The organism is Streptomyces sp. NPDC058051, from assembly GCF_042885475.1.
Taxonomy (GTDB): domain Bacteria; phylum Actinomycetota; class Actinomycetes; order Streptomycetales; family Streptomycetaceae; genus Streptomyces.
The window spans coordinates 107,992-131,903 of the sequence record NZ_JBHVRW010000023.1; the positions used below are offsets into that span (position 1 = coordinate 107,992).

Genomic DNA, 23,912 nt, shown 5'->3' on the forward strand with positions numbered 1-23,912 from the left:
CTCACCCCTTCTCCGCGCCGGCCAGCAGTCCCGTGCGCAGGAAGCGCTGGGCGAAGAGGAAGGCGATGAGGGTGGGCACGCAGGCGACGAGGCCCGCGAGCGCGGCTTCCGGCTGGTGGATGTCGAGGTCGCTGAAGCCGCTGGACGCGTTGACGGCGCCGGTCGACTGGAGCAGGGACATCAGGCCCAGCTGGAGCGTGTAGGTCCGGTCGTCGGCGAGCATCACGAACGGCAGGAAGAAGTCCGTCCAGGTACGGGTGAAGGAGAAGAAGGCGATCAGCCCGATGGCGGGCTTGGCGAGCGGGATGCCGATCGACCAGAACAGCCGCAGCTCCCCCGCTCCGTCGACCCGGCCGGCGTCCAGCAGGCTGTCGGGAAGGTTGGCCGCGAAGTGCAGATAGGCGAGGTACACCCCGAACGGGTAGAAGGAGAGCGGCAGGATCACCGACGCGGGCGTGCCGGTGAGACCGAAGGCGTTCATCTCCAGGTAGAGGGGAAGGACAAGGGCCGCCGGGGGCAGGATCATGCAGACGATGGAGAGGGTCAGCAGCAGCTTGCGCCCCCCGAAGTCGTGCTTGGCCAGGACGTATCCGGCGGGGACGCAGAGCACCAGGGACAGGGCGACGCTGGCCGCGGTGTAGAACACCGAGTTGCCGATCCACAGCGTGATCTGCCCGTCGTTGTAACTCATCAGGTGGTCCCAGGCGTTGCCCACGTTGCCCAGGGAGCCGAAGCCGAGCGACGATCCGGTGGTGAGGTCGTCGGCGGTCCGGGTCGGGGCGAGGACCAGCCACAGCAGCGGGAGTCCGAAGAAGACGGCGGCGCCGAGGAGGAAGAGCAGCCGTGCGGAGCGGGATACGGCGTTCATCGGACTCGGACGCCTCTCACGTGTGATCACCGGTGGTCCGTTTCGTACATGCGGGTGCGGCTGATGACGATCCAGGCGGCCAGCAGGCCGACCGCGAGCATGGCCAGGGAGAGAGCGGCGGCCTTGCCGAAGTCCCCTTCCTGGGTCGCGTAGTTGTACGCGAGCTGGTTGACCGACCAGGTGGGGCTGATCTGTCCCGGCGCGCCGGTGGTGAGCACGGTCGGCTCGACGAAGACCTGGCTGCCGGCGGCGAAGCTGGAGATGAGGACGAACGCGACGTAGCTGCGGACCATGGGCAGCTTGATGTGCCAGGTGGTCCGCCAGGTGGAGGCCCCGTCGACCTGGGCGGCCTCCATGACGTCCTGGGGCAGTGCGTTGAGCGCGCCGTACAGGACGATGATCCAGCCGCCCGCGTGGACGGCGACGCCCATCACGGTGAGGACGGAGATCAGGCTCTGCCCGGAGAGGGCGTCGGTGGCGCTGGTGATGTCGAACAGGTCGAGGATCGGGCTGAACGGGCTGGCGTCGGGGCTGACCATGAACAGCCACAGCAGTGCGGCGGCGGATCCGGTGACGGCGCCCGGCAGGTAGTAGACGAACTGCATCGTGGACGAGAAACGGCCGGGCCGTACGTGCAGGGTCAGAGCGAGCGACAGCACCAGCAGGACGAGGATCGGCAGCCACAGCAGGAGGTACATGCCTACGTGGGCGGCGGAATCGACGAGCCGGTAGTCCTCGAAGACTCCGGTCCAGTTCCGGGTGCCGGCGAACGCGCCGTCGTGGACGAAGGACGTCCAGAGCGCGTATCCGGCCGGAGCGAGACCGAAGAGGACGAGGAAGAGGGTGTAAGGACCGACCAGGGCCCAGGCGGCGAGGGAGCGGGCCCGTTTCATGGGGCTTCTCTGCTGCGTGGTGTGCGCGGATGGCGTATGCGGGGTGATGCCGACCGGAGGACGACTGCTGGTGACAGTCACTGCGCGGCTCGTTCGACCGTGTAGTTGCTGGTCTTGGCGGCCTGGACAAGGCGCTCCTGCCAGCTGCCGAGTGCGCTCTTCACGGACTTGCCGGCACCGACCGCGGCACCGACGGTGTCGTTGAAGCTGCTCTGCCACTCGGCCTCGTAGCGGACGGCTCCGAAGCCGGGGCGGAGGTTGGCGGCCGCCTCTGTGAGAACCGGAACGGGATTGGTGGCGTAGTAGGTGTCCTTCGCCTTGGCCTTGCCCCATTCGGTCGCCGCCGCGGTGAAGGCCGGGTACGTGGGCTGCTTGGCCTGCAGGGCCACATCGGTGGTCAGCCAGGTGACCAGGTCCGTGGCGGCCTCGGTGCGCTTGCCCGCGTGCTTCGACACGACGAACGCGCCGCCGCCGACCTGTCCCGCCGCCGAGGTGGACTCGCCCGACCAGACCGGCATCGCGGCCGCCGCGATGCGGCCGTCGGGCACCTTGAAGGACGGCTTGAACATGAAGTCGCCGAACCAGGCCGGGCCGGGCAGCATCAGGATCTTGTCGTCGGCACCGAGCTTGGCGAAGGACGGCTCGGTCGGCACGACTTCGGTGACGGCCTTCTTCTCGGCGAGCGGCTGGAGGATGTCGGCGACGCGGCCGCAGGTGGCGTCCGTGGTGTCGATGCGCACCTTGGTGAGGCTGAGGGTGTCGCGGGTGGGGCAGCCGCTGCTGCCGAAGTAGAGGCCCGCCCCGTACTTTCCTGCGACGGACCCGACGATGGTGCCCGGGTGCTCGGCAGCGGCCTTCAGGCCGACGTTCCGGTACTCCTCCCAGGTGGTGGGCACCTCATAGCCGTACTTCTTCATCAGCGTGCTGTCGTACCAGAGGATGGCGGGCGCGATGTCGTTGCGCAGACAGTAGGTTTGGCCGTCGAAGGTGCAGGTGTCGAGGGCGCCGGGGGCAAAGCCCTCCAGGGTCTCCTTCGGGACGGCGTCGTCGAGGGGTGCCGCGTAGTTGAAGGGCTCGGCTGCGAGAGTGGCGGTCTCGGACGGATTGGCGAGGAAGACCACGTCGGGCCAGCCCCGCTTGGTCCGGTTGGCCAGGGAGACCTTGGTGGGGACGTATCCCGCGTCCGGCGGAATGGTGACCACGCGGATCTTCTGGTCCGGGTGCGCCTTGGCATACTCCTTGGCGGCGGCGGTACGGGTGTTGTCGACCCAGACGAGCAGCTCGTCGCTGTCACCGCCCGAGCCGCCCGAACCGGCGCCACAAGCGGTGAGCAGCAGTGCGCCGCACACCGAAAGCGCCGCGCGCATCCTTGCGCCGGTACCCCATCGGTTCATCGAAGACCACCTCTGTGCCCGAAAATGATGTTGCGATAGTTTTCGCAACAACGGTTCGCTCGAAACGTAGGAGAAACATCGGATGACGTCAACGGCTGGGGACGAATCGACACGCAGCACGCTGGCAGAGATTGCCAAAGAGGCTGGGGTTTCGGTCTCCACGGTGTCCAAGGTGCTCCATGAGAGATCCGACGTGTCATCGAAGACCCGGGCGAAGGTTCAGCGGCTCCTGGAGCAGTACGGATACCTCGCCCGGAACAGCCCGCCGACCTCTCAACTCCGGGGCGGACTCATCGAGTTCGTCATCAACGAGCTGGACAGCCCCTGGGCGGTCGAGCTGATCCGCGGGGCCGAGGAAGCCCTGCACGGGGTCGGGATGGGCATGGTCGTGTCAGCCACGCACGGCCGCACCAGACTGGCCCGGCAGTGGCTGGACTCGCTGGCCACCCGTCCTTCCCGGGGTGCGATCCTGGTGGTGCCCGAACTGACGGCCGAGCAGCACGAGGAGCTGCGCAGGCTCGCCATCCCGTTCGCGCTGGTCGCCCCGATCGAGGAACCGGCGCCGGGCGTGCCCTGGGTGGGCGCCACCAACTGGCCCGGAGGTCTCGCCGCCACCCGCCATCTGGTCGAACTGGGGCACCGGCGCATCGCGATCATCAGCGGACCGGCCCACCGGCTCACCTCACGGGCCCGGGTGGGCGGCTACCGCTCGGCGCTGGAGGAGGCCGGGCTGCCGTTCGACGAAGAGCTGGTGCGCTACGGCGATTTCACCCATGGGCTCGCCCATCAGCACGCCCTCGACCTGCTGAGACTCCCGGACCGGCCCACCGCGGTCTTCGCCGGGAGCGACCATCAGGCCCTGGGGACCTATCGGGCGGCAGCGGCACTCGGACTGCGTGTCCCGGACGACCTGAGCGTCGTCGGCTTCGACGATCTGCCGTTCGCCGACTGGGTGACCCCGCGGCTGACCACGGTGCGTACGCCGCTCGACGAGATGACCGCGCTGGCCGCCCGCATGGTGCTTCAACTCATCGCCGGGGAACAGCCGGAGACGACACGGGCGGAGGTGGCCACGGAGCTGATCGTCCGGGAGAGCAGTACGCCGCCCGCGAGGTGAGCCCCGTCCGGACGTGAGGCCCGGATTCCGGCCCGGGCCCGCGCGGCAGGCGGCGTGAGATGTCCGACCGGGGCTTGCATTTTCGCAGATTTTCGAAATAGTCACTTCCTCTCCCGGTGATCAGCCGGCTCCCTGCCGATCGGAGTACTCCCGTGGCTCATGCCCGCCCCCCGGCGCTGCTCTGCCTGCACACCCGCCATGTGCCGGACCTGTTCCCTCCGGATGTCCTGGAGCGGCTGGCCTCGTCCGTCGACCTCCCGGTGGATCCGCCGCTGGTCGCCGAGCGGTTCGACGATCCGGCGGTACGCGAGGCACTCGCCCGCGCGGAGGTGCTGATCACCGGCTGGGGCTGCCCGCCGGTCGACGCCTCGGTGCTGGCCGCCGCACCCGCTCTGCGGGCCGTGGTCCACAGCGCGGGATCAGTCAAGTCGCTGATCACGGACGCCTGTTGGGATCGCGGCATCGCGGTCTCATCGGGCGCGGACGTCAACGGGGTGCCGGTCGCCGAATACACCCTCGCCGCAGTCCTGTTCGCCGGGAAAGGGGTCTTCACCGCCCGGGAACGGCTCAGGCGGGAACGGGGGGCGCTGTCGCCGTACGACCTCGGCACCCGGCTCGGGAACTACCGGCGGCGGGTGGGCGTCATCGGCGCCTCACGGATCGGCCGGCGGGTGATCGAACTGCTGCGGCCGTTCGATCTGGAGGTGTGGCTCAGCGATCCGTACGCCGACGAGACCGCTGTGCGGGCCCTCGGCGCGCGGCCGGCCGGACTCGACGAACTGCTCGCCGGATGCGACGTGGTGAGCCTGCACGCGCCGTCCACCGCCGAGACGTACCACCTGCTCGACCGTCGGCGGCTGGGGCTGCTGCCGGACGGAGCGGTACTCATCAACACGGCGCGCGGGGCACTGGTCGACACGGTGGCACTGACGGACGAGGTGGCGACGGGCCGGATCAGTGCCGTGCTGGACGTCACCGATCCGGAGCCCCTGCGGCCCGACAGCCCGCTCCTGGACCTGCCGGGCGCGTTCCTGACACCGCATCTGGCGGGCTCGCTCGGCAATGAGCTGGCACGGCTCGGGAACGCGGCGGTCGACGAGGTGGAGCGGCTGGTGTCCGGACGGGCCCTGGCTCGCCCCGTGCACAGGGACGAGCTTTCGTACAGCGGCTGACCTGCGGGTTCACCGGACGGCCATTCCGGTCACGCTGCGTTGTCAGTGGTCCGTTCTACTGTGGCACCACTGATCGAAAAGCCCGCGGCAGAGCGGGTTGTCCGGGTGTGAAGGGGGCGGAACGGTGCGCCGCTGGCGGCTCGCCTCGGCCGGGGCACATATCGGGGCGATGACACCGGGCCGCCTCGCCGAGTTCGTCGCCGAGAGGCTGGGCCGATGACCGCCACGCCGAGCGGCACCCTTGCCGCGCGCCCCGACCTGCTCGCCCTCACGGCGGACACGCTCGCGGCACTGTCCAACCGCGGCCTGGTCAAACGGGCCACGAAGGAGCTGGACGGCGGCACGGCGCCCACTGTCACGACCGACGCGGACACCACGGTCCGGGCCCGCTTCACGCCGATGCGTGGCTGGAAGCGCAGCTCCACCTCATGGTCAGCAGTGAGCTCCGCTCCTCCCAGCCGGACCACACGGCGACATCGGCACGTGGTCCGCGCCGTGACCGTGTGGATGCGCCGGACTGACAGCCGGAGCGACGGCGGACACCAGCACCGTGCACACCACACCACGGTCCGGAAGCAAGAGCAGGCATCAGCACCGTGCACACCACACCACGGTCCTCGCAGCGGAACGGTGAACCTCTCCGGCCGCAGCACTACGGGCGGTTCAGACGGGCGAGCTGGGGGTGGACCTTCGTGTACCCGTCGAGGAGCCGCCCGGCCACGGTCACCGAGTCGATCAGCGGGTGCAGCGCGAAGGCCTTCACCGCGGTGGCGCGTGAGCCGCTCTCCGCCGCGTCCAGGACCGCGCGCTCGACGGCCTTGACCGCAGTGACCAGGCCGACGGCGTGGTACGGAAGCGGGTCGACGGCGACGGGACGGGCGCCGTTGGCGTCGACCAGGCACGGCACCTCGATGACGGCGTCCGCGTCGAGCACGGAAAGGGTGGTGCGGTTGCGGACGTTGAGGATGAGCGAGGTCCGCTCGTTGCGGGCGACGGCCCGCATGAGAGCGAGCGCCACCTTCTCGTAGCCCCCGGACTCCAGATCGCTCTCGTCCCGCTCACCGACCCCGGCGACCTCCCGGTTCTCCGACATGTAGGTGGCTTCCCGTTCGGCACGGGTGCGGTCCCAGGCAGGCAGTGCGGGGACGCCCGGGTCCTTCACCCGGGCGTAGAAACCCTCCTGCTGTTCGCGGAGGAACGCGCCCCGGGTCTGTTCGGCGTCCTGGTAGGCGCGCACGGCTTCCCGGTTGAAGTAGTAGTAGTGCAGATACTCGTTGGGGACGGCGCCCAGCGACTGCAACCAGTCGACGCCGAAGAGTCTGCCTTCCTCGAACGAGCCGAGGAGTTCGGGGTCCGCCAGCAGGCGCGGAAGTTCGTCGCGCCCGTCGACGTGCAGTCCGCGCACCCAGCCCAGATGGTTGAGGCCGACGTAGTCGATCCGGGCCCGGTCGGGGTCGGCGCCGAGCACCCGCGCGATCCGGCGGCCGAGGCCCACCGGGGAGTCGCAGATGCCGATGACCCGGTCGCCCAGATGACGGGACATGGCCTCGGTGACCAGGCCGGCGGGGTTGGTGAAGTTGATGACCCAGGCATGCGGGGCCAGCCGTGCGATGCGCTGCGCGAGGTCGACGGCGACGGGCACGGTGCGCAGCCCGTACGCGATGCCGCCCGCCCCGACGGTCTCCTGGCCGAGTACCCCCTCGTCGAGGGCGACCCGTTCGTCGGCGGCCCGTCCCTGGAGACCGCCGACGCGGATCGCCGAGAAGACGAAGTCGGCGCCGCGCAGCGCCTCGTCCAGGTCGCGGGTGGCGGTGACTGCGGGCGCGTCCGGGACGTTCGCGGCTTGTTCGCCGAGCACCCGGGCGATGGCGGTGAGCCGGTCGGCGTCCGTGTCGTAGAGGGTGACCGCGGTGACGCGGCCCTCGGCGTGATCGGCGAGCAGCGCCCCGTACACGAGTGGAACCCGGAATCCGCCGCCGCCCAGAATTGTCAGCTTCACGCTTCCGCATGGTACGGGGGCCGGGCAGGCGGCGGCCCGAGCGACCCCGGACGGCGGCTGCCCGCCGGCGCGCCCCCGGCCCGGTGACCGTGGCCCCGTGGGTCCGTGGCCACCGGGCCGCTGGTGCGCGCTGATTCCACCGGTCCGGCGAATCGTCCACCGGTCCGGCGGTGCGGGTCGTCCCGTCACGGCCCGTCGGGCGAGCGGGTCAGGTGCCGCTCCACCAGCGCGCGACGGTCCGCCACAGCCCTGCCCGCTGTCGCGGGAGTCGGCCCGTGGCGGTCTGCCCGGTGGGCGTGCTCCCGGGCTCGTCGGTGACCGTCGCCGCGAACGTCGCGCCGCCGGCGCCCGGCGCGGCCGGTGCCGCACCGGACGCGCGCACGGGGGCGGGGGTGGTGTGCCGGACCGTGGACTGCACCTCCCAGTCCTGACGCGGAGGGTTCGGCCTCCCCATGGACGGAGGTTCCTTGTCGTCCTGCGGCGCACGCGCGGCGAAGTCCGCCGGCAGCTTCACCAGGTGCCGGCCCATGATGTTGCCGATCCAGGACAGTTCGCTCTCGTCGACGGCGAGTTCGAGGTCGGGGAGCCGCATCAGCAGGGCGTCGACGCCGACGTCCGCGATGGCACGTCCGATGTCCTGCCCGGGGCATTCGTGGGGGCCTCCGCTGAACGCGAGGTGGGCGCGGTTGCCCTCCATGTCGGCACCCAGGTCGGGTCGTACCACCGGGTCGGTGTTGGCCGGTGCGATGCCGACGATCAGGGCGTCGCCGGCCCTGATCTGCTTGCCGCCCAGTTCGGTGTCACCGACGGCCCAGCGTCCGAAGACGGCGGTGAACGGAGGTTCGTCCCACAGTGTCTGCTCGACCGCTTCGGGCACCGTCATGTGGCCACCGCTGAGCCGGGCCCGGAAGCGGGGGTCCGTGAGGACCATGCGCAGGACGTTGGCGATCAGATTGGCGGTCGCCTCGTAGGAGGCGATCAGGATGAGCCGCAGATGCTCGCTGACCTCCTGGTCGTTCAGTCCTGCCGGGTGCTCGACGAGCCAGGTGGCGAAGTCGTCCGCGGGTTCGCGCCGGCGGCGCTGGACGAGGCGGGTCAGCGCCTCCAGGACGTAGGCGTTGCTCGCGACGGCGGTCGCCGTGCCGCGGGTCATGTCGCGGGCGGCCTGGACCATCCGGTCGTTGTACTCCTCGGGCATGCCGAGGATCGCGCACATCACCATCATCGGCAGCCGTTCCGCGAACTGGCTGACCAGTTCGACGCGGCCTTCCTGGCAGAAGTCGTTGACGAGCCGGTTGCTGAAGCGGTTGACGTGGCGGCGCACCCCGCGGGTGTCGATGCGGCCCATGCTGTCGGTGACCGCGCCGCGCTGGCGTTCATGGGTGGCGCCGTCGGCGAAGACGCAGATCGGCTGCCAGGTGAAGATCGGCGCCAGTGGATGGTCCGGTGCGACGGTGCCGTCCTGCAGGGCCCGCCACCGCCGGGAGTCGCGGGAGAACTGCGACGGGGTGCGGGTCATGTGCAGGTTCTCGCTGTGCCCGAGGACCAGCCAGGCGGGCACGTCGCCGTGCAGGAGCACGGGGGCCACACTGCCGTGTTCGGCGCGCAGTCTGTCGTACAGCCCGTGGGGGTCCTGCTCGGCCTCCGGGCCGTAGAACCGACGCACTCCGCCGGGGCCGATGCCGCCGAGGCCGTGGGCCGGGCACTCGGGGGGCGGGACCGGCCCCTGGGCCGCTGCGGGCTCGTAGTGGAAGGGGGTTGTCACGATCGCTCCAGGGATCAGGATTCCAAGGACCAGACGGGTGGGACGCGCGGGGGGTGTGTGCTGTGGTCAGGCGAGGGGGAGGGCCAGACTGTGCAGGTAGCGCATCAGCGTCATCAGTACGTCGCGGCTGGAGGCACGCAGCCGGGCATCGCAGTCGATCATCGGGACCTCTTCGGGCAGGTCGAGAGCGGCACGCAGCGCCTCGACGGGGTGTTTCGGAGCGTCCGCGAAGGTGTTGATGGCGACGACGAACGGCACACCGCGCTCCTCCAGCCGCCCGATGACGTCGAAGCTGACTTCGAGTCGGCGCGTGTCGATGAGGACCACCGCGCCGAGGGCGCCTTCGAACAGTCCGTTCCACAGGAACCAGAACCGCTCCTGGCCCGGGGTGCCGAACAGATAGAGGATCAGCTCGTCACTGATGGAGATCCGGCCGAAGTCCATGGCGACGGTGGTGGCGGTCTTGTTCTCCACCCCGAAGTTGTCGTCCACGCCGACGCCGGCCTGGGTCATGGTCTCCTCGGTGGTCAACGGCCGGATCTCGCTGACGGATCCGACCATGGTCGTCTTGCCGACCCCGAACCCGCCGACGATGACGACCTTCACCGCGGCGGTCGCCGTGGTGGGCAGGATGTCTTCGCGCCGGGGGCCGGTGATCGTGTCAGAGCTTCTGAAGTCCATGCATCACCGCTTCGAGGAGGGACCTGTCGGGCAGGGTGGCGCGGACGATGGGCGCGCGCGTTTCGATGAGTTCGGTCGCGAGGAGTTCGGTGAGGAGCGATGCCACCACGCTGAAGGGCAGACCGAGGTAGGCCGAGATCTCGGCGACGGATAACGGCGCCTGGCAGAGCCGCAGGATCACGGCCTGCTCGGGCTGGACCATCGGCGTCGGCTCGGCCTTCGCGACGACCATCGTGACCAGGTCGAGCGGCGCCCGCTCGCTGCCGTCGGGATCGCCGGTGATGACGTAGAGCCGTTCCGGGTCGCTCAGCGCCGGATCGGCCTTTCGGCGTTCTCGTCGGGGAGCATTCATCCGGTCTGCCCGTCATGGCGCGGCGGGCTCGTCAGGTGGGCCCCGATCCTGACGACCAGGTCGCGCATCCGTGATCCGACGAGCCCCGCGTCGACGGTCTCACCGGCGAGGACCGCGAGGTACGCGCCGGTGCCGGCGGCCATCAGGTAGAAGAAGCCGCCGGTGACCTCGATGACGACCAGGCGCATGAGGCCGTCGCTGTACGGGATTTCGGTGGCGACAGCGGCGGCCAGGCTCTGCAGGCCCGCGCAGGCCGCCGCGAGCCGGTCGGCGACATCGGGGTCGCCGCCGTGCCGGGCGATGCGCAGACCGTCGGCGGAGAGCACGACGATCTGGTGGATGTCCGGCACGTCGTCGGCCAGTTCCTTGAGCATCCAGTCCATGTTTCCCCGCTGCTGGATCACTTCAGGTCTCCCTTGTCCCAGGCGTCGTCAGAGTCTTCGTCGGTCTTCGGGTCCTGCGGCACTCCGTTGACGGCGTTGGTGAAGGCCTCCAGCCAGAGCCCGGGGGGCTGTTCCTTGCCGTTGTCGGGCCCCTGCCCGTGACCGTTGGCGTGGCCGTTGCGCCGACTCGCGGTGGGGTCGGCGGGCTGTGCGGGGAGGTTGTGCGAGCCCAGGGGGGCCCGGCCGCGGCTGCGGCGTTGCGGGAGGCCGCCCGCGGTCCACTCGGTCACCACGGGGACGTCGTCCTCCATGGCGGCCGCGGGGGCGACCGGCCTGGTGACGGGTGCGACCGGCCCGGTGGCGGGGCGCTGGGCCACGGGGGTGCGGGGCTTGCGTCGTGCCGGCACGACGTGCTTCATGGCCTCGTGGTCGATGTCGCTCGTGGGCCTCGACGTGGCGCCGATGCCGTGGGCGATGCCGGGAGCGGGTCCGGTGGTGATCATGGCGCGGGGCACGATGAGCACGGCGCGGACACCGCCGTAGGCCGACTGTCGCAGGGAGACCTGGAGGTCGTACATCCGCGAGAGCCGTCCGACGACTGCCATGCCGAGCCGCGGGGACTCGCCGAGGTCGTTCATGTTGGAGCCGGCCTGGGCCCTGGCGAGCATGCTCTCGGCCCGCGCGCGGGCCTCCTCGCTGAGCGAGACTCCGCCGTCCTCGATCTCGATGGCGATGCCGGTCTGCACTTCGACCGCGGTGACGTGCACCCGGGTCTGCGGCGGCGAGTAGCGGGTGGCGTTGTCGAGGAGTTCGGCGCAGGCGTGGATGAGCGGTTCGACGGCCGTGCCGATGATGGCGACCTTGGCGATCGAGTGCAGATCGACGCGCGGGTACTCCAGGATGCGTGACATGGCGCCGCGCAGGACGCTGAACAGCGGTACGGGCTTCGGCCATTGGCGACTGGGGCGGGCGCCGCCGAGTACCGCGATGGAGTCGGCGAGGCGGCCGATCAGCGCGGTGCCGTGGTCGATGCGGAGCAGGTCGTCGAAGACGTCGGGGTTGCGCCCGTGGTGCTCCTCCATCTCCCGCAGTTCGCTCGCCTGACGGTGGACGATCGCCTGGACGCGCCGGGCGACGTTGACGAAGGCGCGCTGCGCGGAGTCACGCATCGCCTCCTCGTTGTCGATGATGTTCAGCACCGTGTAGACGAGGTTGCGCTGGGCGTCGGGCAGATCGCGGTACAGCTCGTCCGCGTCGACGACGTCCCGGAGCACCTCTTCGGGTGAATTACCCACGCGCAGCCGGTGGATGGCGGCCGGCAGGAGCTCCTTGCTGAGCCGGACCGTCTCGTCGTCGTGTGTGGCGATGCGCCGTTCCAGGTCGGCGAAGCGCCGTTCGTACACCGCTCGCTGGATGCGCAGATCGCTTCCCCTGCGGGCGAGTCGGACCGTGAGCACGGCGACCACGACAGTGGCGAGCCCACCGCACCAGACAAGTGGTATCCGCGCGGCCTCGGAAACCAGCGCCACCGCGGCGGCGGTCGCACCGCCCATCAGGAGCACGGGCAGCAACAGGGCGCGAACGACGGGGGTTTCTCGTTCGATCGGCGGTGATTCAACACGAACCATCTAGAACCTCTGGCGGTTGATTCGGGAGGATAGGCGCTTGCAGGACACTCAGGAACAAGCGCTCGAATTCATCTCAACTCGACTTCGCTGCGCGTGAGCTTAGTCAGATCGAATCAGTGCTTCGGCACATTCACCCAACCCCCTGCGCGAGCGCTCCCGCGGTAATACACTCACGAGTTTTTGCACGCAGTGCCGCCACGCGTGCGCGGGGAGTGACGATCAAGGGAAATCCGCAGGATTCACCACTTCATGTACCGGACAGCGGGACAGGCCCAACGTCGAACGAGGGGCCACCCCAGGCACTAATCCAACAGGAGTACGGTGGGTGAGGAAGGAGTCGAACGAATCGACTCCGGAGACGATCCATACCCGTCCCGCACAACGGGACGAGCGCACATGTGATCGAAGTGGATCGAAAGGGACACATTCATGACTGAAGGACGAGTACACGGCAAGGTCGCCCTGGTGACGGGCGGTGCGGGCGGTATCGGTGCGGAGATCTGCCGCGTCCTCACCGCGCACGGTGCGACGGTCGTCGCCGCCGACGTGGCCCCCGCCGAGAGGTACACCGGCGGCGCGGCCGCGTACCGGGAGCTGGACATCACCGACGAGCAGGCCGTCGAGCGAACCTTCGACGAGATCGCCGGGACGTACGGACGGATCGACATCCTGGTCAACAACGCCGGAATCACCGGGCCGGTCAAGCCCGCGCACGAAGCCACGGAGAAGGAGTTCGACGCGCTCTTCGCAGTCAACGTCAAGGGCACCTGGCTCTGCACCAAGCATGCCGTGCGCCACATGCTGCCCGCCCGTTCCGGCAGCATCATCAACCTCTCCTCCGTCAACGGCCTGGTCGGCGGGGCCCGCATCCCGCTGTACCACGCCTCCAAGGGAGCGGTACGGCTGATGAGCAAGGCCGATGCCGCCACCTACGCGGCCTCCGGCATCAGGGTGAACTCCCTCCACCCCGGATCCATCGACACCGAACTGAGCAGGTCGCTCTCGGCCGATCCCTCGCCCGAGGCCGCCGCCTACGCGCGGCGGATGCTGGATTCCACCCCGATGGGACACCGGGGCACCCCGCAGGACATCGCGTACGGGGTGCTGTATCTCGCCTCGGACGAATCCCGCTTCGTGACCGGCACCGAACTCGTCGTGGACGGCGGCTACACCGCGGTCTGAGGCGACACCCCGGATCATGTCCGGGTACGTTCCGTCGCTGGGCGTCCCGTCACTGGACGTACCGGAAACCGACGAGGCGACGCACGCAGGCCGAAGAGGCCGTACCGGACAGCGAGGGAGAGCGGACACGCCATGGGACCGACGCGGGGCTACACCATCGAATCGCTGGACACGGGGCTCCGGCTGCTGCAGCTCTTCCTCACCCATGACACGCTGACCGTCTCCGAGGCCGCCGAGCTGCTCTCCGTCGGCCGGTCCACCGCCCACCGGGTGCTCAGCACCCTGGAGGGGCGCGGCTTCACGATCCGCGACTCCTCCGGCCGCGGCTATTCCGCCGGTCCGGAACTGGTGCGGCTCGGCCGCCCGGCGGGCTTCGGCACCGCCGTCCGCGAACAGCTCGGAGCCGTGCTGGACGACGCGGTACGACGTACCGGCGAGACCGTGCAGACCGCGGCACTGATCGGCGACCAGATCATCATCACCGACGGCCGCGAGTCATCGCACCCGGTGCGGGTGATGCTGGAGATGGGCCGTACGCACCCCGCCCACGCCACCTCGGGCGGCAAGATGCTGCTGTCCCGGATGACGACGGAACAGGTCCGCGCCCTCTACCCGCAGGAGGAGCTGCCGGACGTCACCCCGAACACCCACACCTCACGGTCCGCGCTGCTCGCGGAGCTCGACGAGATCCGCTCCCTCGGGTACGCCCTCAGCCGTGGGGAGTCGGTATGGGGGATGAACGCCGTCGCCGTTCCACTGGCCGGGGCCAGCTGGCGGGACCGGCTCGCCCTGATGGCATCGGCGCCCGCCGACCGGGGCGACGACGCGGCACTCGTGCGCCGCGCCGAGGAACTGCAGCGGTCCGCCGCACTGCTGGGCACGGTCTGACGCCGGCCCTCACCACCACTCATGCCACACGGCTCGACCCGGGCGACGGCCACCTGCCGTGCCGGGCCGTGTCGAGAACGGAGCACCATGACAGCCGGAGGCCATCAGCCCGTCCGGTGGATACGCCGCCATTTCCACGGCATCGGATATGTCCTGATCGTTCTGCTCGTGGGCGCCAATATGCCGAGCCCGCTCTACGGCCTGTACCGCGCTGAGTTCGGCTTCTCCCCCGTCGTGCAGACCCTGGTGTTCGCCGTGTACGCGGCAGCGCTCGTGCCCGCCCTGCTGGTCTTCGGGCCGCTCTCCGACGCCATCGGCCGCAGGCCCGTGCTGGCCACGGCGCTGCTGTTCGGTGCGGCCGGAGCCGTGCTGATGGCCTGCGCGGACTCGACGGGCTGGCTGTTCGCCGGCCGGATCGCGCAGGGGTTGTCCGTCGGTACGTGTTCGGCCGCCGGAGCAGCCGCGCTCGCGGAACACGAGCCCGACGGCGACCACCGCAGAGCCGGTGTCGCGGCCACCGCCACGACCGCGGCGGGGGCGGCACTCGGCCCGGTCTTCGCGGGTGTGGTGGCCGAGTATCTGCCGGACGGCTTCGTACTGCCGTATCTGCTGTATCTGGTCACCCTGGTGCCTGCGGCCGTCGCGCTCGCGCTACTGCCCGGGAGCCGCCGACGGGCGCCGGGGGCCGTGCGGGAACGGGCCTCGGTGCAGCTGCCCCGGGTGCCGCGGCGGATCCGTACCGCGTTCGCCGTCGCGGTGGCCGCGTCCGCCACGGCGTGGGCGGTGGTGGGGCTCTTCCAGGCGGTCGTGCCGTCCTGGATCACCGATCTGCTGGGCGTCGACAATCTGGTGGTGGGCGCGGCCGCTGCGGCGCTCGTGATGGTCTGCTCGGCCGTCGTCCAGCTGTCCGTCCGCGGCCTGGCGCCGGTGGTCTCCCAGCGGATCGGTCTCACGCTGCTGCTCGTCGGCATGGGCGGCCTGCTTCTGGTGGGCCGGATGGAGTCGCTGGTCCTGCTCTTCGTCACCACCGCGGTGGTCGGTTTCGGCCATGGTCTGGCGTTCTCCGGCGGGATGCAGCAGGTCACGGCGGCGGTGACCGCCGAGGCACCCGAGTCGCGCGGCGCGGTGCTCGCCACGTTCTACACGATCGTGTACGCCGGCCTGGGACTGCCGGCCGTCGCCGCCGGGCTGCTGGTGACCTATCAGGGGATGGCGCAGGCGATGAACGAGTTCGCGCTGGCCGCCGCCGTGGCCTGTGCGCTGATCCTGGCCTGGCACCCACGGGTGAGCAGGCGTCCGGAGCAGGCCGCTTGAGCGCCTGCACCGGGTGGTGCCGCACCGGCTGGTGAGACCCTCGCACTCATTCGTCCGGTCCCGGAGTCCGCAGCCGTCGTCGGTGTCGAACAGATCCAGCTCGCGGCCGAGTGCGCGGTGGTCGTGCATGGCGGTCTCCTCGCGGTCGTCGGACGAGCGACCGCACGGCGAAGCCCCGGGGCGCTCACCCCGGGGCTTCGGACTGCACAGCTGTCAGCGCGCCGGGACACTCTCCGGCGTCGTCGTCATGGCAGCGCGCTTCACAGCGCGGACGCCGGCAGCGACGTGCTGACTCCCGCACGGGATTCATGGCCAGTGCTGTCGGGCCGGCGAGTCTGGGCCCGCGAGTCTCGGGCCTGCCAGGTCTCGGGGCTCGGGAGCCGCCGAACGGTACCCACCGCCTCTCGGTCTCCGGAGCCGCCGGACCCGTACACGCCGCCCCTCGGACCAGCAGCGTCGCCGGACCAGCACGTGAATCAGCCCGGCGCAGTCGGCCCGGACCCGGTTCAGCGTCTGGCGCCGCCGATGCGGCCCTCCAGCTGCACCAGCAACTCGCTGAGCTGGGCACTGAGCCGGGTCCGGGCCTGCTCGTCGAGACCGGAGAGCACCGCGCGTTCGTACGCCAGCTGCCGGGGCAGCAACCGGTCCACCAGGTCACACCCCTCCTCGGTGAGACGGACGTGGGCGACGCGGCGGTCGCGTGCGTCGCTGCGGCGGTCGACGAGTCCGCGTTCCTGAAGAACCCGCAGTCGCTTGGTCACGGCGGCGCCGGAGGAGAACGTCTCCCTGGCCAGCTCTCCGGGGGTGAGTTCGCGGTCGGTGCGGCGTACGGCGCCGAGCAGGTCGAACTCGGCGCGGGTCAGCCCGGCCGCGCGCAGCGGTGCGTCCTCCGCCTGCTGGAGCAGAGCCGCGCAACGGTTGATGCGGCCGATGAGTTCCATGGGTCCGGTGTCCAGCTCGGGGTTGACGGCCTGCCACTGCCGCACCACCGAGGCGACGATGTCGTCGGTCACACCGCTCCGTTCTCCTGGGCCGGGGCGATCAGCCCCTGCCGTGTCGCTGTCGCCGCGAGCGTACGGTGTCCCGCCTGCTCGGCCGCGAGGACCTGCTCCTGCGGCAGGGCACGCTGCCACCATTCACCGGCTGCGGTGTCATCGGCCTCGCGCAGCTCGACGAGCGATCCGGTCAGCCTGCGACGGGCGGCGTCGAGGGCCGCGGGCGCGGGTTGCGTGGCGGCGAGCGTCCGCACGGCGTGGTCGCGCGCCCGGTCGGTGGCGGCCAGGGCCTTTTCGAGGCGTCCGGTGGCCCGGCGGTTGGTCACCAGCATCGCGGCGAGGAAGCCCACCGCCGCGCCGATCACGGTGTCCAGGACGCGGTCGCCGATGAGCTCACCGGCCGGGTGGGTGCCACCGAACTCCAGGACCAGCAGGGCCATCGGTGTGACAGCGACGGAGCCGAGCCAGTAGTTGCGGGTGATCAGGGCCTCGGCCGCGAAGGCGAAGAACAGGCAGCAGCCGATGAGCGCCAGCGGTCCGGTGCGGCTGACCGGGATCACGGCGGCGAAGACGAGGACACCGAGCAGGTTGCCGAGGGTGCGCTGGAGGGTCCGGTTCCAGGACAGGGTCACGTTGGCCTGGTAGAGGGAGGCGGCTGTGACGATCGCCCAGTAGGGGCGGCCGACCCCGGCCGCCTGCGAGACATATCCGGCCAGCGCGCAGCCGATGAGTGTGCGGGCGCCGATGGGCAGCAGCGGCGAGCCCGGGGTGAGGCTGCGCAGCAGGGCGCGGCGGGCCTCGCGGCGGCTTCCGGCGCGGTGGGCGTCCCGTTCGGCGTCGATGCCGAACAGTGTCTCGGCCGTGCCCGGGGCGGGCGGCGGCGTGGGGACGGGGCCGCGGGCGCGGGTCTGCCGGGCCCACACGCGGAACTGTGCAGGGGCGGTGGCCGGAGCGGCCGGGAACCCGCCGACGGAGGCTTGGGCGAGGGCGGCTTCGGCGTGGACGACGAGGCGTTCGAGCGCGCGTCGTGCAGGGGTGGGCCGTCCGGCGGCGAGCAGTGTCTGCCAGGCCGCGTGCACGGCGGCGGCCGCGGCATGCCGGGTGCGGTGGCCGGGGTCGGTGACGTAGGCCGCGGCCGCGTCGAGGGCCCGGGCGGTCGCCCGGCGCTCCGGGCCCTCCCTGCGGATCAACGCCGGACCGGCCGTGACGAGCCAGGAGAACACCCCCGCCCCCAGGGTCAGCGCGAGGTGGCCGGGCACCTGCCCCAGCTGCTGCGGGGCGAAAAGAGCGGCGGAGGTGACGAACGTGAAGATCACGGGTCCGGGCGGGCCGATGCGGGTGGCGTCGCACATCGTCTTCTGAGCCGCCGCGAGCAGCGCGCCCACGGCGATCAGCACGGCGGTCGATCCGGTGAGCGAGGCCGCGAGCAGGGAGATCGCCATGCCGACGACCATGGAGACCACGACCCCGGCAACGGCGCGGGCACGGCGGGCATACGGCAGGTTGTGGCCGTACAGCGCACAGAGCGAACCGGCCATCGTGTACATGATGAGGTCGACCCGGCCCACCGCGAACAGCACCAGATCCGGTACGGCGGTGGCGACGACCACGCTCAGTGCCGGCTTGAACCACATGTCCGAGGGCCGGACGAGGCGCAGCGGGGCGGCCAGTGGAAATCGACGTACGGACGGCTTACGGGATCGGGTAGCTGTAACACTCACCTAAATATGTTAGCAGGTATTACACCCGTAAAACAGTTTCCCTCCTCGTGCGGTCGCGGCGCCGACGGCCTCCCCCGTCACGACCCCCTAGCGTTCTGCACGAGAACGGACATCCCGCACCACACATCCACGCATGCCTGCGTCCACGCACCCACGCACCCACGCACCCACGAAGGAAACCGAATGAAGCTCACCGAACCGGTGCCCGGCGGTCCCTGCTGGATCGAGCTGAGCACGCCCGACATCCCGGCAGCCACGTCGTTCTACTCGGCGTTGTTCGGCTGGCACTGTGAGACCGATCCGCGCGAGGAGGCGGGCGGCTACACCATGGCGCACCTCGCGGAGGCGCGCGTGGCCGCGCTCAGCCCCGTCTACCAGCCGGGACAGCCGCCCGCCTGGACGGTCTCGTTCGCCGGCGAGGACACGGACGCCACGGTCGAGAAGGTGAAGTCGGCGGGCGGAACGCTCCTGGTCGGCCCGCTGGACGTGTTCGACCAGGGCAGGTTCGCGGTGGTCGCGGATCCGTCCGGCGCGGTGTTCTCGCTGTGGCAGGGAGGCGCCTTCGGCGGCGCCGACCTGCTGAACGCTCCGGGCACGCTCGGCTGGGTCGAACTCGTCACCCGTGAGGCCGACACGGCGCGCGCGTTCTACACCTCGGTCTTCGGGTGGACCGTGAATTCCGCCGCGGAGAGCTACACGCAGTGGGGTGTGGCCGGCGAGGACTTCGGCGGCATGCTGGTCATGGACGACCGGTTCCCGCCGGAGGCGCCGTCCAACTGGCTGCCGTACTTCGCCGTGACGGACGTCGACGCGGCGGCGGCCACCGCGCAGGGTGCCGGCGGCGAACTGCTGATGCCGCCGACGAGCATCGCGGACGGACCGCGGATCGCGGTGGTGCGGGATCCGCAGGGCGCGGTGTTCGGGATCCACCGGGCAAGCGACGAAGGCTGAGGGCCGTCGTCCGGATCACACCGATCGATTCCCCTGCGCACCCTCCCACCCACCCGTTCGATGTCCGCCCGCAGAGGACGCCGCACGGGCCACCCTGGAGTTCAGCTGATGTACGAGAGCGATGTCGGACTGCTCGCCCCCGGGCGGGCCGGCTCCCCCGCGGAGACGGCCACCGGCGACCGTGCCGTTCTGCAGGCGATGCTCGACGCCGAGGCCGCGCTCACCCGCGCCCAGGCCGTCTGCGGAATCGCCCCCGAGGAGGCCGGGCGGGCAGTGACGGCAGCGGCCGACGCGAGCCGGTTCGACGTACGGAATGTGGCGCTGCGCGCACGCGCGAGCGGCAATCCGGTCACACCGCTGGTCGCCGAGCTGATCACCGCGGTACATCAGGAGGTCCGGCCGTACGTGCACCGCGGCGCCTCCAGCCAGGACATCCTCGACACGGCCGCCATGCTGGTCGCCGCCCGGACCCTGGCGCCGGTGCTCGACGACCTCGCGCGCTCAGCGGAGGCGGTGGCACGGCTGGCCGCCGCACATCGCAACACGCCCATGCCCGGCCGTACGCTCACGCAGCAGGCCGTGCCCACCACCTTCGGGCTGAAGGCGGCCGGGTGGCGGGCACTGATCCTCGACGCGCGGGACAGGCTGTCGGCCGTACGGGAATCGCTTCCCGTACAACTGGGCGGCGCGGCCGGGACGTTGGCAGCCTTCAATGTGTTCACACCCGTCGGCGAAGCCGACACGGCCGAGGACGACGGCCGGGGGCTGGCGGTGCTCCAGGCGTTCGCGAGCGAACTCGGCCTGGCCGAACCGCTGTTGCCATGGCTCACCCTGCGCACGCCGATCGCCGATCTGGCGGGCGCGCTCGCCTTCACGGCGGGTGCTCTCGGCAAGTTGGCGGCCGACGTACTCGTCCTGTCCCGCACCGAGATCGGCGAGGTCACGGAGGGGAAGGGCGGTGACTCGTCCACGATGCCCCACAAGGCCAACCCGGTGCGCGCCACGCTGATCGCGGCAGCCGCCCGGCGCGCCCCCGGCCTCTCGGCGACGCTGTACGGCTCGCTCGCCGCCGAGGACGAACGGCCGGCCGGGTCCTGGCACGCCGAATGGGAGCCGCTGCGCGAACTGCTGCGACTCGTCGGCGGGGCCGCGTACGACGCCGCCGAACTGACCGACGGACTGCGCGTCGTCCCGTACGCCATGCGGGAGAATCTCCAGCGCACGGACGGGCTGATCGTCTCGGAGCGGCTGGCCGCCGTGTTCGCCGAACGGATCGGGCGCAGGCGCGCCAAGGAAGTCCTGGTGAACGCCGCCGCCCGGGCCCGCGCGGAAACGGCGGATCTGGGCGACGTCCTCGGTGATGTGCTGGACGAGGAGCCCGAACTCGCCGGTCTCGATCTCTCCGACCTCACCGAACCCTCCCGGTACACCGGCTGCGCGGGCGCCCTCACCGATCGTGCGCTGGAGCGCGAGTGAGCACGCTCGCCGTCCGCCCGTCCACGCCCCCGCACGGATGACCGCGCTCGCTGTTGGCCGTTCGCCCGGGTCGGCGAAGGCGGCGACGAGAGCGGCCTTTCGCGCAAGGGGCTCCCGGGCCGTCCGGGTCAGCCGAGGCCGCGGGCGTCCTGCTTGAGGGCGGTGTCCACGGTGAGTGCCGTGGCGACGACGAGGCTCAGCAGCGGCTCGGGCAGTTGGTAGTGGATCTGCAGCACGTAGTTGTCCGCCGTGGTGAACAGCGTCTTCGCGAGACCTTCCCAGGTCTTGGTGATCCGGGCTATCTCGGCGTCGTTGTGGTCGACGATCGCGAAGTTCCACGCGCGCCAGTTCTCCGCCTTGATGGCTCCGACCTGCTGGCCGTTCACCATGATCGCAAAGTTGATCTTGCCGATCGCGTTCTGCTGGACGATCTCACCGACGGGCTGGCCGTCGGCGCGCTGCACGATGACCTTGGACTTGATGAACTTCGCCGGCCGGGTCAGCAGAAGCTGCGGCCGACCGTACGCGTCACGGATCTCAAGGCGGTGGGTCAGGTACTGGTCGATGCTGGTCAGGAAGCGCAGCACCTTGCGCAGGGCGCTCTGGCCGACCTGGACGACCGAGCCGACGGTGTTGCCGTGCTGGTCGAAGACGCTGTACTCGTTCGTCACCTCGATCAGCTTGGCCTTCTGGTTGACGACCAGGACCTGCTGATTGAAGAGCGAGCCCGCGCCAGGGGCGCCGCCCTGCTGGGGCTGTCCCGCCTGCTGCGCCGGAATCCCGGGCTGCTCGTGCGCGGACTGCTGGTAACCGGCCTGCGGCTGAGAAGCGGCCTGCTGCTGATAGCCGGCCTGCTGCTGAGAAGCGGCCTGCTGATGCTGCGGAGCAGCCTGCGGCTGGGCGGCCGCGGGCGCCTGCGCGGGCGTCGCCGGAGCCGCGGCCTGCGGCTGCTGCCCACCGGCCGGATTGGTGTGCTCGGTCCACTGGGAACCGTCCCAGTAGCGCAGCAACTGGGGCGCGCCGTGCGGATCCGGATACCAGCCCGCAGATACGTTCGAGTGCGTTGTCACCGGGGCACACTATCCCGCCACCCTGACAACGGCTCCCTCATCCCGCACATCCACAGCATCCACCCCTCGTTGAAACTTCACACACCGCGTACGATGTCGGGGATGAACAGGCCGAGCGAACGATCACACCGACGGTGGCGCAGCGCCCGCGCGTCGGCCGTTCCCGGCTGGCTGTTCCTCGTGCTCGTCGTGGTCTCGTGCTGCTCGTTCACGGTCCCGGATCCGTCCGCGCACCGGGCGACCACCGCGGGACCGGCGGCCTCGCGGCAGTCCGGGGCGGTCCACTCAGCAGCCGCCGTCCGGGCCATGACGCCCGTGCATCCCGTGGTCGTGCGGACCGTCGTGGCCCATGCCCCGGAGAGCCGCGGCATGGGCAGTTCCTGCCACGGAGCCTCCGAGCACGCCGTACCTGTCGTACCGCCCGGCCAGGGCGCGCCCGTGGCCCTTCCCGGTCCGACCGCCGCGACCGCCGTCGAGCCGCTCACCGGCGCCGCCGCGATCCGCGGCCCGTCCAACGACGCCGTGCACGACGTCGACCATCTCCGTCTGCAGGTTCAACGGGTCTAGTGCCCCGCTCGGCGACCTCTGCCCCGTCGCGCCGTCCAGCACGCACGGGACGACGCTCCTTCCGGGCAAGCGTCGCCGGTCACGGCACTGGTGCCGCGGCCCGTTCCTCGGGACACCGAGGACGTTCCCCCGCACCGCACCCGACTCCCTCCCTCCCTCACTCCTGTTGAACCGAAGGACGACCCGCCATGGCTTCCGCCAAGAAGCAGAACACCCCTGCCGCCGCACGCCGCGCCAAGCTGGAGGAGGCCCGCCGCAAGGAGCGGGCCCGCGAGCGACGCAGCCGCGTCATCACCCTCACCGCCTCCATCGCCGTGATCGCCGCACTGGTGGCGGGCGGCGCCTACCTGATGTCCGCCGCCGACGACAAGGACAAGGCGGAGACCGAGGCCAAGTCCTCACCCGTGGAAGGCGAGCGGAGCTGGGACAAGCTGTCCCAGAACCACGTCGAGAAGAAGGTCGACTACCCGATGAACCCGCCGGTCGGCGGCGATCACAACCCGGTGTGGATGAACTGCGACGCCGACGTCTACACCAAGGCGATACCGAACGAGAACGCCGTCCACTCCCTCGAACACGGCGCGGTCTGGGTCACGTACACGAGCAAGGCGGACCCCGCCGACGTCAAGAAGCTCGGCGAGCGGGTCGAGGCGACGCCGTACTCCCTGATGAGCCCGGTCGAGGACCAGGACGCCCCGCTCGTCCTCAGCGCCTGGGGCAAGCAGGTGACGGTGACGAGTGCCACCGACGCACGCGTGGCGCAGTTCTTCACCAAGTACGTGCAGGGTGCGCAGACCCCTGAGCCCGGGGCGGCCTGCACCGGCGGGGTCACCCAATGACGTCCGCGGTCCACTCCTCGCGCCCGATGGTGATGGCGGGCGGTGTGGTGCTGCTGCTGGCGCTGGGCCTGGTCGCGCTGATGCTCGTACGGCCGTCGTCCTCCGAGGGCTCGGCCGCGCGGGTGGCCGCGCCCTCGGACACGTCGGTCGATGTCGGTTTCGCGCGCGACATGTCGATCCACCATCAGCAGGCGGTCGAGATGTCGTTCATCGTGCGGGACCGCACGTCGGACGTGGCGGTGCGCCGGCTCGCGTACGACATCATCAACACCCAGGCCAATCAGCGCGGGATGATGCTGGGCTGGCTGGAGATGTGGGGCCGGGCGAAGTCGTCCGAGGCGCCCCCCATGAAGTGGATGGGGCACACCTTCACGCCCAGGGGCGACGGTTCCCTGATGCCCGGCATGGCGACCGACACCGAACTCGACGCGCTGCGCACGGCGAAGGGCAAGGCCGCCGAGGTGCTGTACCTGAAGCTGATGACCGCGCACCACCGTGCCGGGGCGGAGATGGCGCAGGCCGCGGCCTCCGGCGCCACGACCGGTGAGATCGGGAACCTGTCGGCGGGCATGGTGCGGGGTCAGCAGTCGGAGATCTCGCTCATGGCGGACATGCTCAAGGAGCGGGGGTCGTCGGCCTGAACGCCGGCGGGCCGTC

Annotated in this window: 22 protein-coding genes; 10 read left to right on the forward strand and 12 right to left on the reverse strand. The window is 70.7% G+C overall.

Annotation, left to right across the window (positions count from 1 at the left end; translation table 11 throughout):
- Position 1: 1 nt before the first annotated feature.
- The 3 genes from ACFVUT_RS29215 to ACFVUT_RS29225 form a co-directional block, all read right to left on the reverse strand.
- Complete coding sequence (locus ACFVUT_RS29215; protein ID WP_389655381.1) at positions 2 to 868, reverse strand: carbohydrate ABC transporter permease; 867 nt, start codon at positions 866 to 868, stop codon at positions 2 to 4.
- Positions 869 to 894: 26 nt separating this feature from the next.
- Positions 895 to 1,761 carry a carbohydrate ABC transporter permease gene (locus tag ACFVUT_RS29220; protein ID WP_389655383.1) on the reverse strand — a complete coding sequence of 289 codons (867 nt, stop codon included), beginning with the start codon at positions 1,759 to 1,761 and terminating at the stop codon, positions 895 to 897.
- A gap of 77 nt (positions 1,762 to 1,838) precedes the next feature.
- Positions 1,839 to 3,155, reverse strand: a complete 1,317-nt coding sequence (locus ACFVUT_RS29225) for an ABC transporter substrate-binding protein (RefSeq protein ID WP_389655385.1) — start codon at positions 3,153 to 3,155, stop codon at positions 1,839 to 1,841.
- A gap of 82 nt (positions 3,156 to 3,237) precedes the next feature.
- Here ACFVUT_RS29225 and ACFVUT_RS29230 point away from each other — a divergent pair, with 82 nt between their 5' ends.
- The gene (locus ACFVUT_RS29230; RefSeq protein ID WP_389655387.1) at positions 3,238 to 4,272 is read left to right on the forward strand and encodes a LacI family DNA-binding transcriptional regulator; all 1,035 of its coding nucleotides are present in this window, start codon (positions 3,238 to 3,240) and stop codon (positions 4,270 to 4,272) included.
- 152 nt (positions 4,273 to 4,424) lie between these two features.
- Positions 4,425 to 5,444: a hydroxyacid dehydrogenase gene (locus ACFVUT_RS29235; protein ID WP_389655389.1), complete on the forward strand. Its 1,020-nt coding sequence runs from the start codon at positions 4,425 to 4,427 to the stop codon at positions 5,442 to 5,444.
- Positions 5,445 to 6,096: 652 nt separating this feature from the next.
- Here the strand turns inward: ACFVUT_RS29235 and ACFVUT_RS29240 are convergent.
- The 6 genes from ACFVUT_RS29240 to ACFVUT_RS29265 form a co-directional block, all read right to left on the reverse strand.
- Positions 6,097 to 7,443, reverse strand: coding sequence for a 6-phospho-beta-glucosidase (locus ACFVUT_RS29240; protein ID WP_389655391.1), 1,347 nt, complete (start codon positions 7,441 to 7,443; stop codon positions 6,097 to 6,099).
- 208 nt (positions 7,444 to 7,651) lie between these two features.
- Entirely contained in the window at positions 7,652 to 9,208 is a 1,557-nt protein-coding gene (locus ACFVUT_RS29245) for a cytochrome P450 (RefSeq protein ID WP_389655393.1), read from the reverse strand.
- A gap of 66 nt (positions 9,209 to 9,274) precedes the next feature.
- A complete protein-coding gene (locus ACFVUT_RS29250; RefSeq protein ID WP_389655395.1) occupies positions 9,275 to 9,889 on the reverse strand; it encodes an ATP/GTP-binding protein in 615 nt (204 codons plus the stop codon).
- Positions 9,870 to 10,241, reverse strand: coding sequence for a DUF742 domain-containing protein (locus ACFVUT_RS29255; protein WP_389655397.1), 372 nt, complete (start codon positions 10,239 to 10,241; stop codon positions 9,870 to 9,872). Before ACFVUT_RS29255 ends, ACFVUT_RS29250 begins: the two co-directional genes overlap by 20 nt.
- Complete coding sequence (locus ACFVUT_RS29260; RefSeq protein WP_389655399.1) at positions 10,238 to 10,645, reverse strand: roadblock/LC7 domain-containing protein; 408 nt, start codon at positions 10,643 to 10,645, stop codon at positions 10,238 to 10,240. The genes ACFVUT_RS29255 and ACFVUT_RS29260 overlap by 4 nt, the downstream gene beginning before the upstream one ends.
- A complete protein-coding gene (locus ACFVUT_RS29265) occupies positions 10,642 to 12,252 on the reverse strand; it encodes a sensor histidine kinase (protein ID WP_389655401.1) in 1,611 nt (536 codons plus the stop codon). Before ACFVUT_RS29265 ends, ACFVUT_RS29260 begins: the two co-directional genes overlap by 4 nt.
- A gap of 429 nt (positions 12,253 to 12,681) precedes the next feature.
- Here ACFVUT_RS29265 and ACFVUT_RS29270 point away from each other — a divergent pair, with 429 nt between their 5' ends.
- The 3 genes from ACFVUT_RS29270 (at position 12,682) to ACFVUT_RS29280 (ending at position 15,636) form a co-directional block, all read left to right on the forward strand.
- Positions 12,682 to 13,434, forward strand: a complete 753-nt coding sequence (locus ACFVUT_RS29270; protein WP_389655403.1) for an SDR family NAD(P)-dependent oxidoreductase — start codon at positions 12,682 to 12,684, stop codon at positions 13,432 to 13,434.
- Between the two features lie 132 nt (positions 13,435 to 13,566).
- Positions 13,567 to 14,322 (forward strand): IclR family transcriptional regulator, encoded by a 756-nt coding sequence (locus ACFVUT_RS29275; RefSeq protein WP_389655405.1) that lies wholly within the window; start codon positions 13,567 to 13,569, stop codon positions 14,320 to 14,322.
- An 87-nt stretch (positions 14,323 to 14,409) separates the two neighbouring features.
- Entirely contained in the window at positions 14,410 to 15,636 is a 1,227-nt protein-coding gene (locus tag ACFVUT_RS29280; RefSeq protein ID WP_389655407.1) for an MFS transporter, read from the forward strand.
- A gap of 506 nt (positions 15,637 to 16,142) precedes the next feature.
- Here the strand turns inward: ACFVUT_RS29280 and ACFVUT_RS29285 are convergent.
- Both ACFVUT_RS29285 and ACFVUT_RS29290 read right to left on the reverse strand, forming a co-directional pair.
- A complete protein-coding gene (locus ACFVUT_RS29285; protein ID WP_389655409.1) occupies positions 16,143 to 16,649 on the reverse strand; it encodes a MarR family winged helix-turn-helix transcriptional regulator in 507 nt (168 codons plus the stop codon).
- Positions 16,646 to 18,265 (reverse strand): FUSC family protein, encoded by a 1,620-nt coding sequence (locus tag ACFVUT_RS29290; RefSeq protein WP_389655447.1) that lies wholly within the window; start codon positions 18,263 to 18,265, stop codon positions 16,646 to 16,648. The genes ACFVUT_RS29285 and ACFVUT_RS29290 overlap by 4 nt, the downstream gene beginning before the upstream one ends.
- Positions 18,266 to 18,535: 270 nt before the next feature.
- On the opposite strand from ACFVUT_RS29290, the gene ACFVUT_RS29295 reads away from it, so the two are divergent.
- Both ACFVUT_RS29295 and pcaB read left to right on the forward strand, forming a co-directional pair.
- Complete coding sequence (locus ACFVUT_RS29295) at positions 18,536 to 19,303, forward strand: VOC family protein (RefSeq protein WP_389655411.1); 768 nt, start codon at positions 18,536 to 18,538, stop codon at positions 19,301 to 19,303.
- A gap of 108 nt (positions 19,304 to 19,411) precedes the next feature.
- Complete coding sequence (gene pcaB, locus ACFVUT_RS29300; protein ID WP_389655413.1) at positions 19,412 to 20,779, forward strand: 3-carboxy-cis,cis-muconate cycloisomerase; 1,368 nt, start codon at positions 19,412 to 19,414, stop codon at positions 20,777 to 20,779.
- A 128-nt stretch (positions 20,780 to 20,907) separates the two neighbouring features.
- On the opposite strand, the gene ACFVUT_RS29305 is transcribed toward pcaB, so the two are convergent.
- Positions 20,908 to 21,849: a phospholipid scramblase-related protein gene (locus ACFVUT_RS29305; RefSeq protein WP_389655415.1), complete on the reverse strand. Its 942-nt coding sequence runs from the start codon at positions 21,847 to 21,849 to the stop codon at positions 20,908 to 20,910.
- 102 nt (positions 21,850 to 21,951) lie between these two features.
- Between ACFVUT_RS29305 and ACFVUT_RS29310 the strand changes: the two genes are divergently transcribed.
- The 3 genes from ACFVUT_RS29310 (at position 21,952) to ACFVUT_RS29320 (ending at position 23,896) form a co-directional block, all read left to right on the forward strand.
- The gene (locus tag ACFVUT_RS29310) at positions 21,952 to 22,416 is read left to right on the forward strand and encodes a hypothetical protein (RefSeq protein WP_389655417.1); all 465 of its coding nucleotides are present in this window, start codon (positions 21,952 to 21,954) and stop codon (positions 22,414 to 22,416) included.
- A gap of 188 nt (positions 22,417 to 22,604) precedes the next feature.
- Positions 22,605 to 23,255: a DUF3105 domain-containing protein gene (locus tag ACFVUT_RS29315; RefSeq protein WP_389655419.1), complete on the forward strand. Its 651-nt coding sequence runs from the start codon at positions 22,605 to 22,607 to the stop codon at positions 23,253 to 23,255.
- Positions 23,252 to 23,896: a DUF305 domain-containing protein gene (locus tag ACFVUT_RS29320; protein WP_389655421.1), complete on the forward strand. Its 645-nt coding sequence runs from the start codon at positions 23,252 to 23,254 to the stop codon at positions 23,894 to 23,896. The genes ACFVUT_RS29315 and ACFVUT_RS29320 overlap by 4 nt, the downstream gene beginning before the upstream one ends.
- The last annotated feature ends 16 nt before the right edge of the window (positions 23,897 to 23,912 follow it).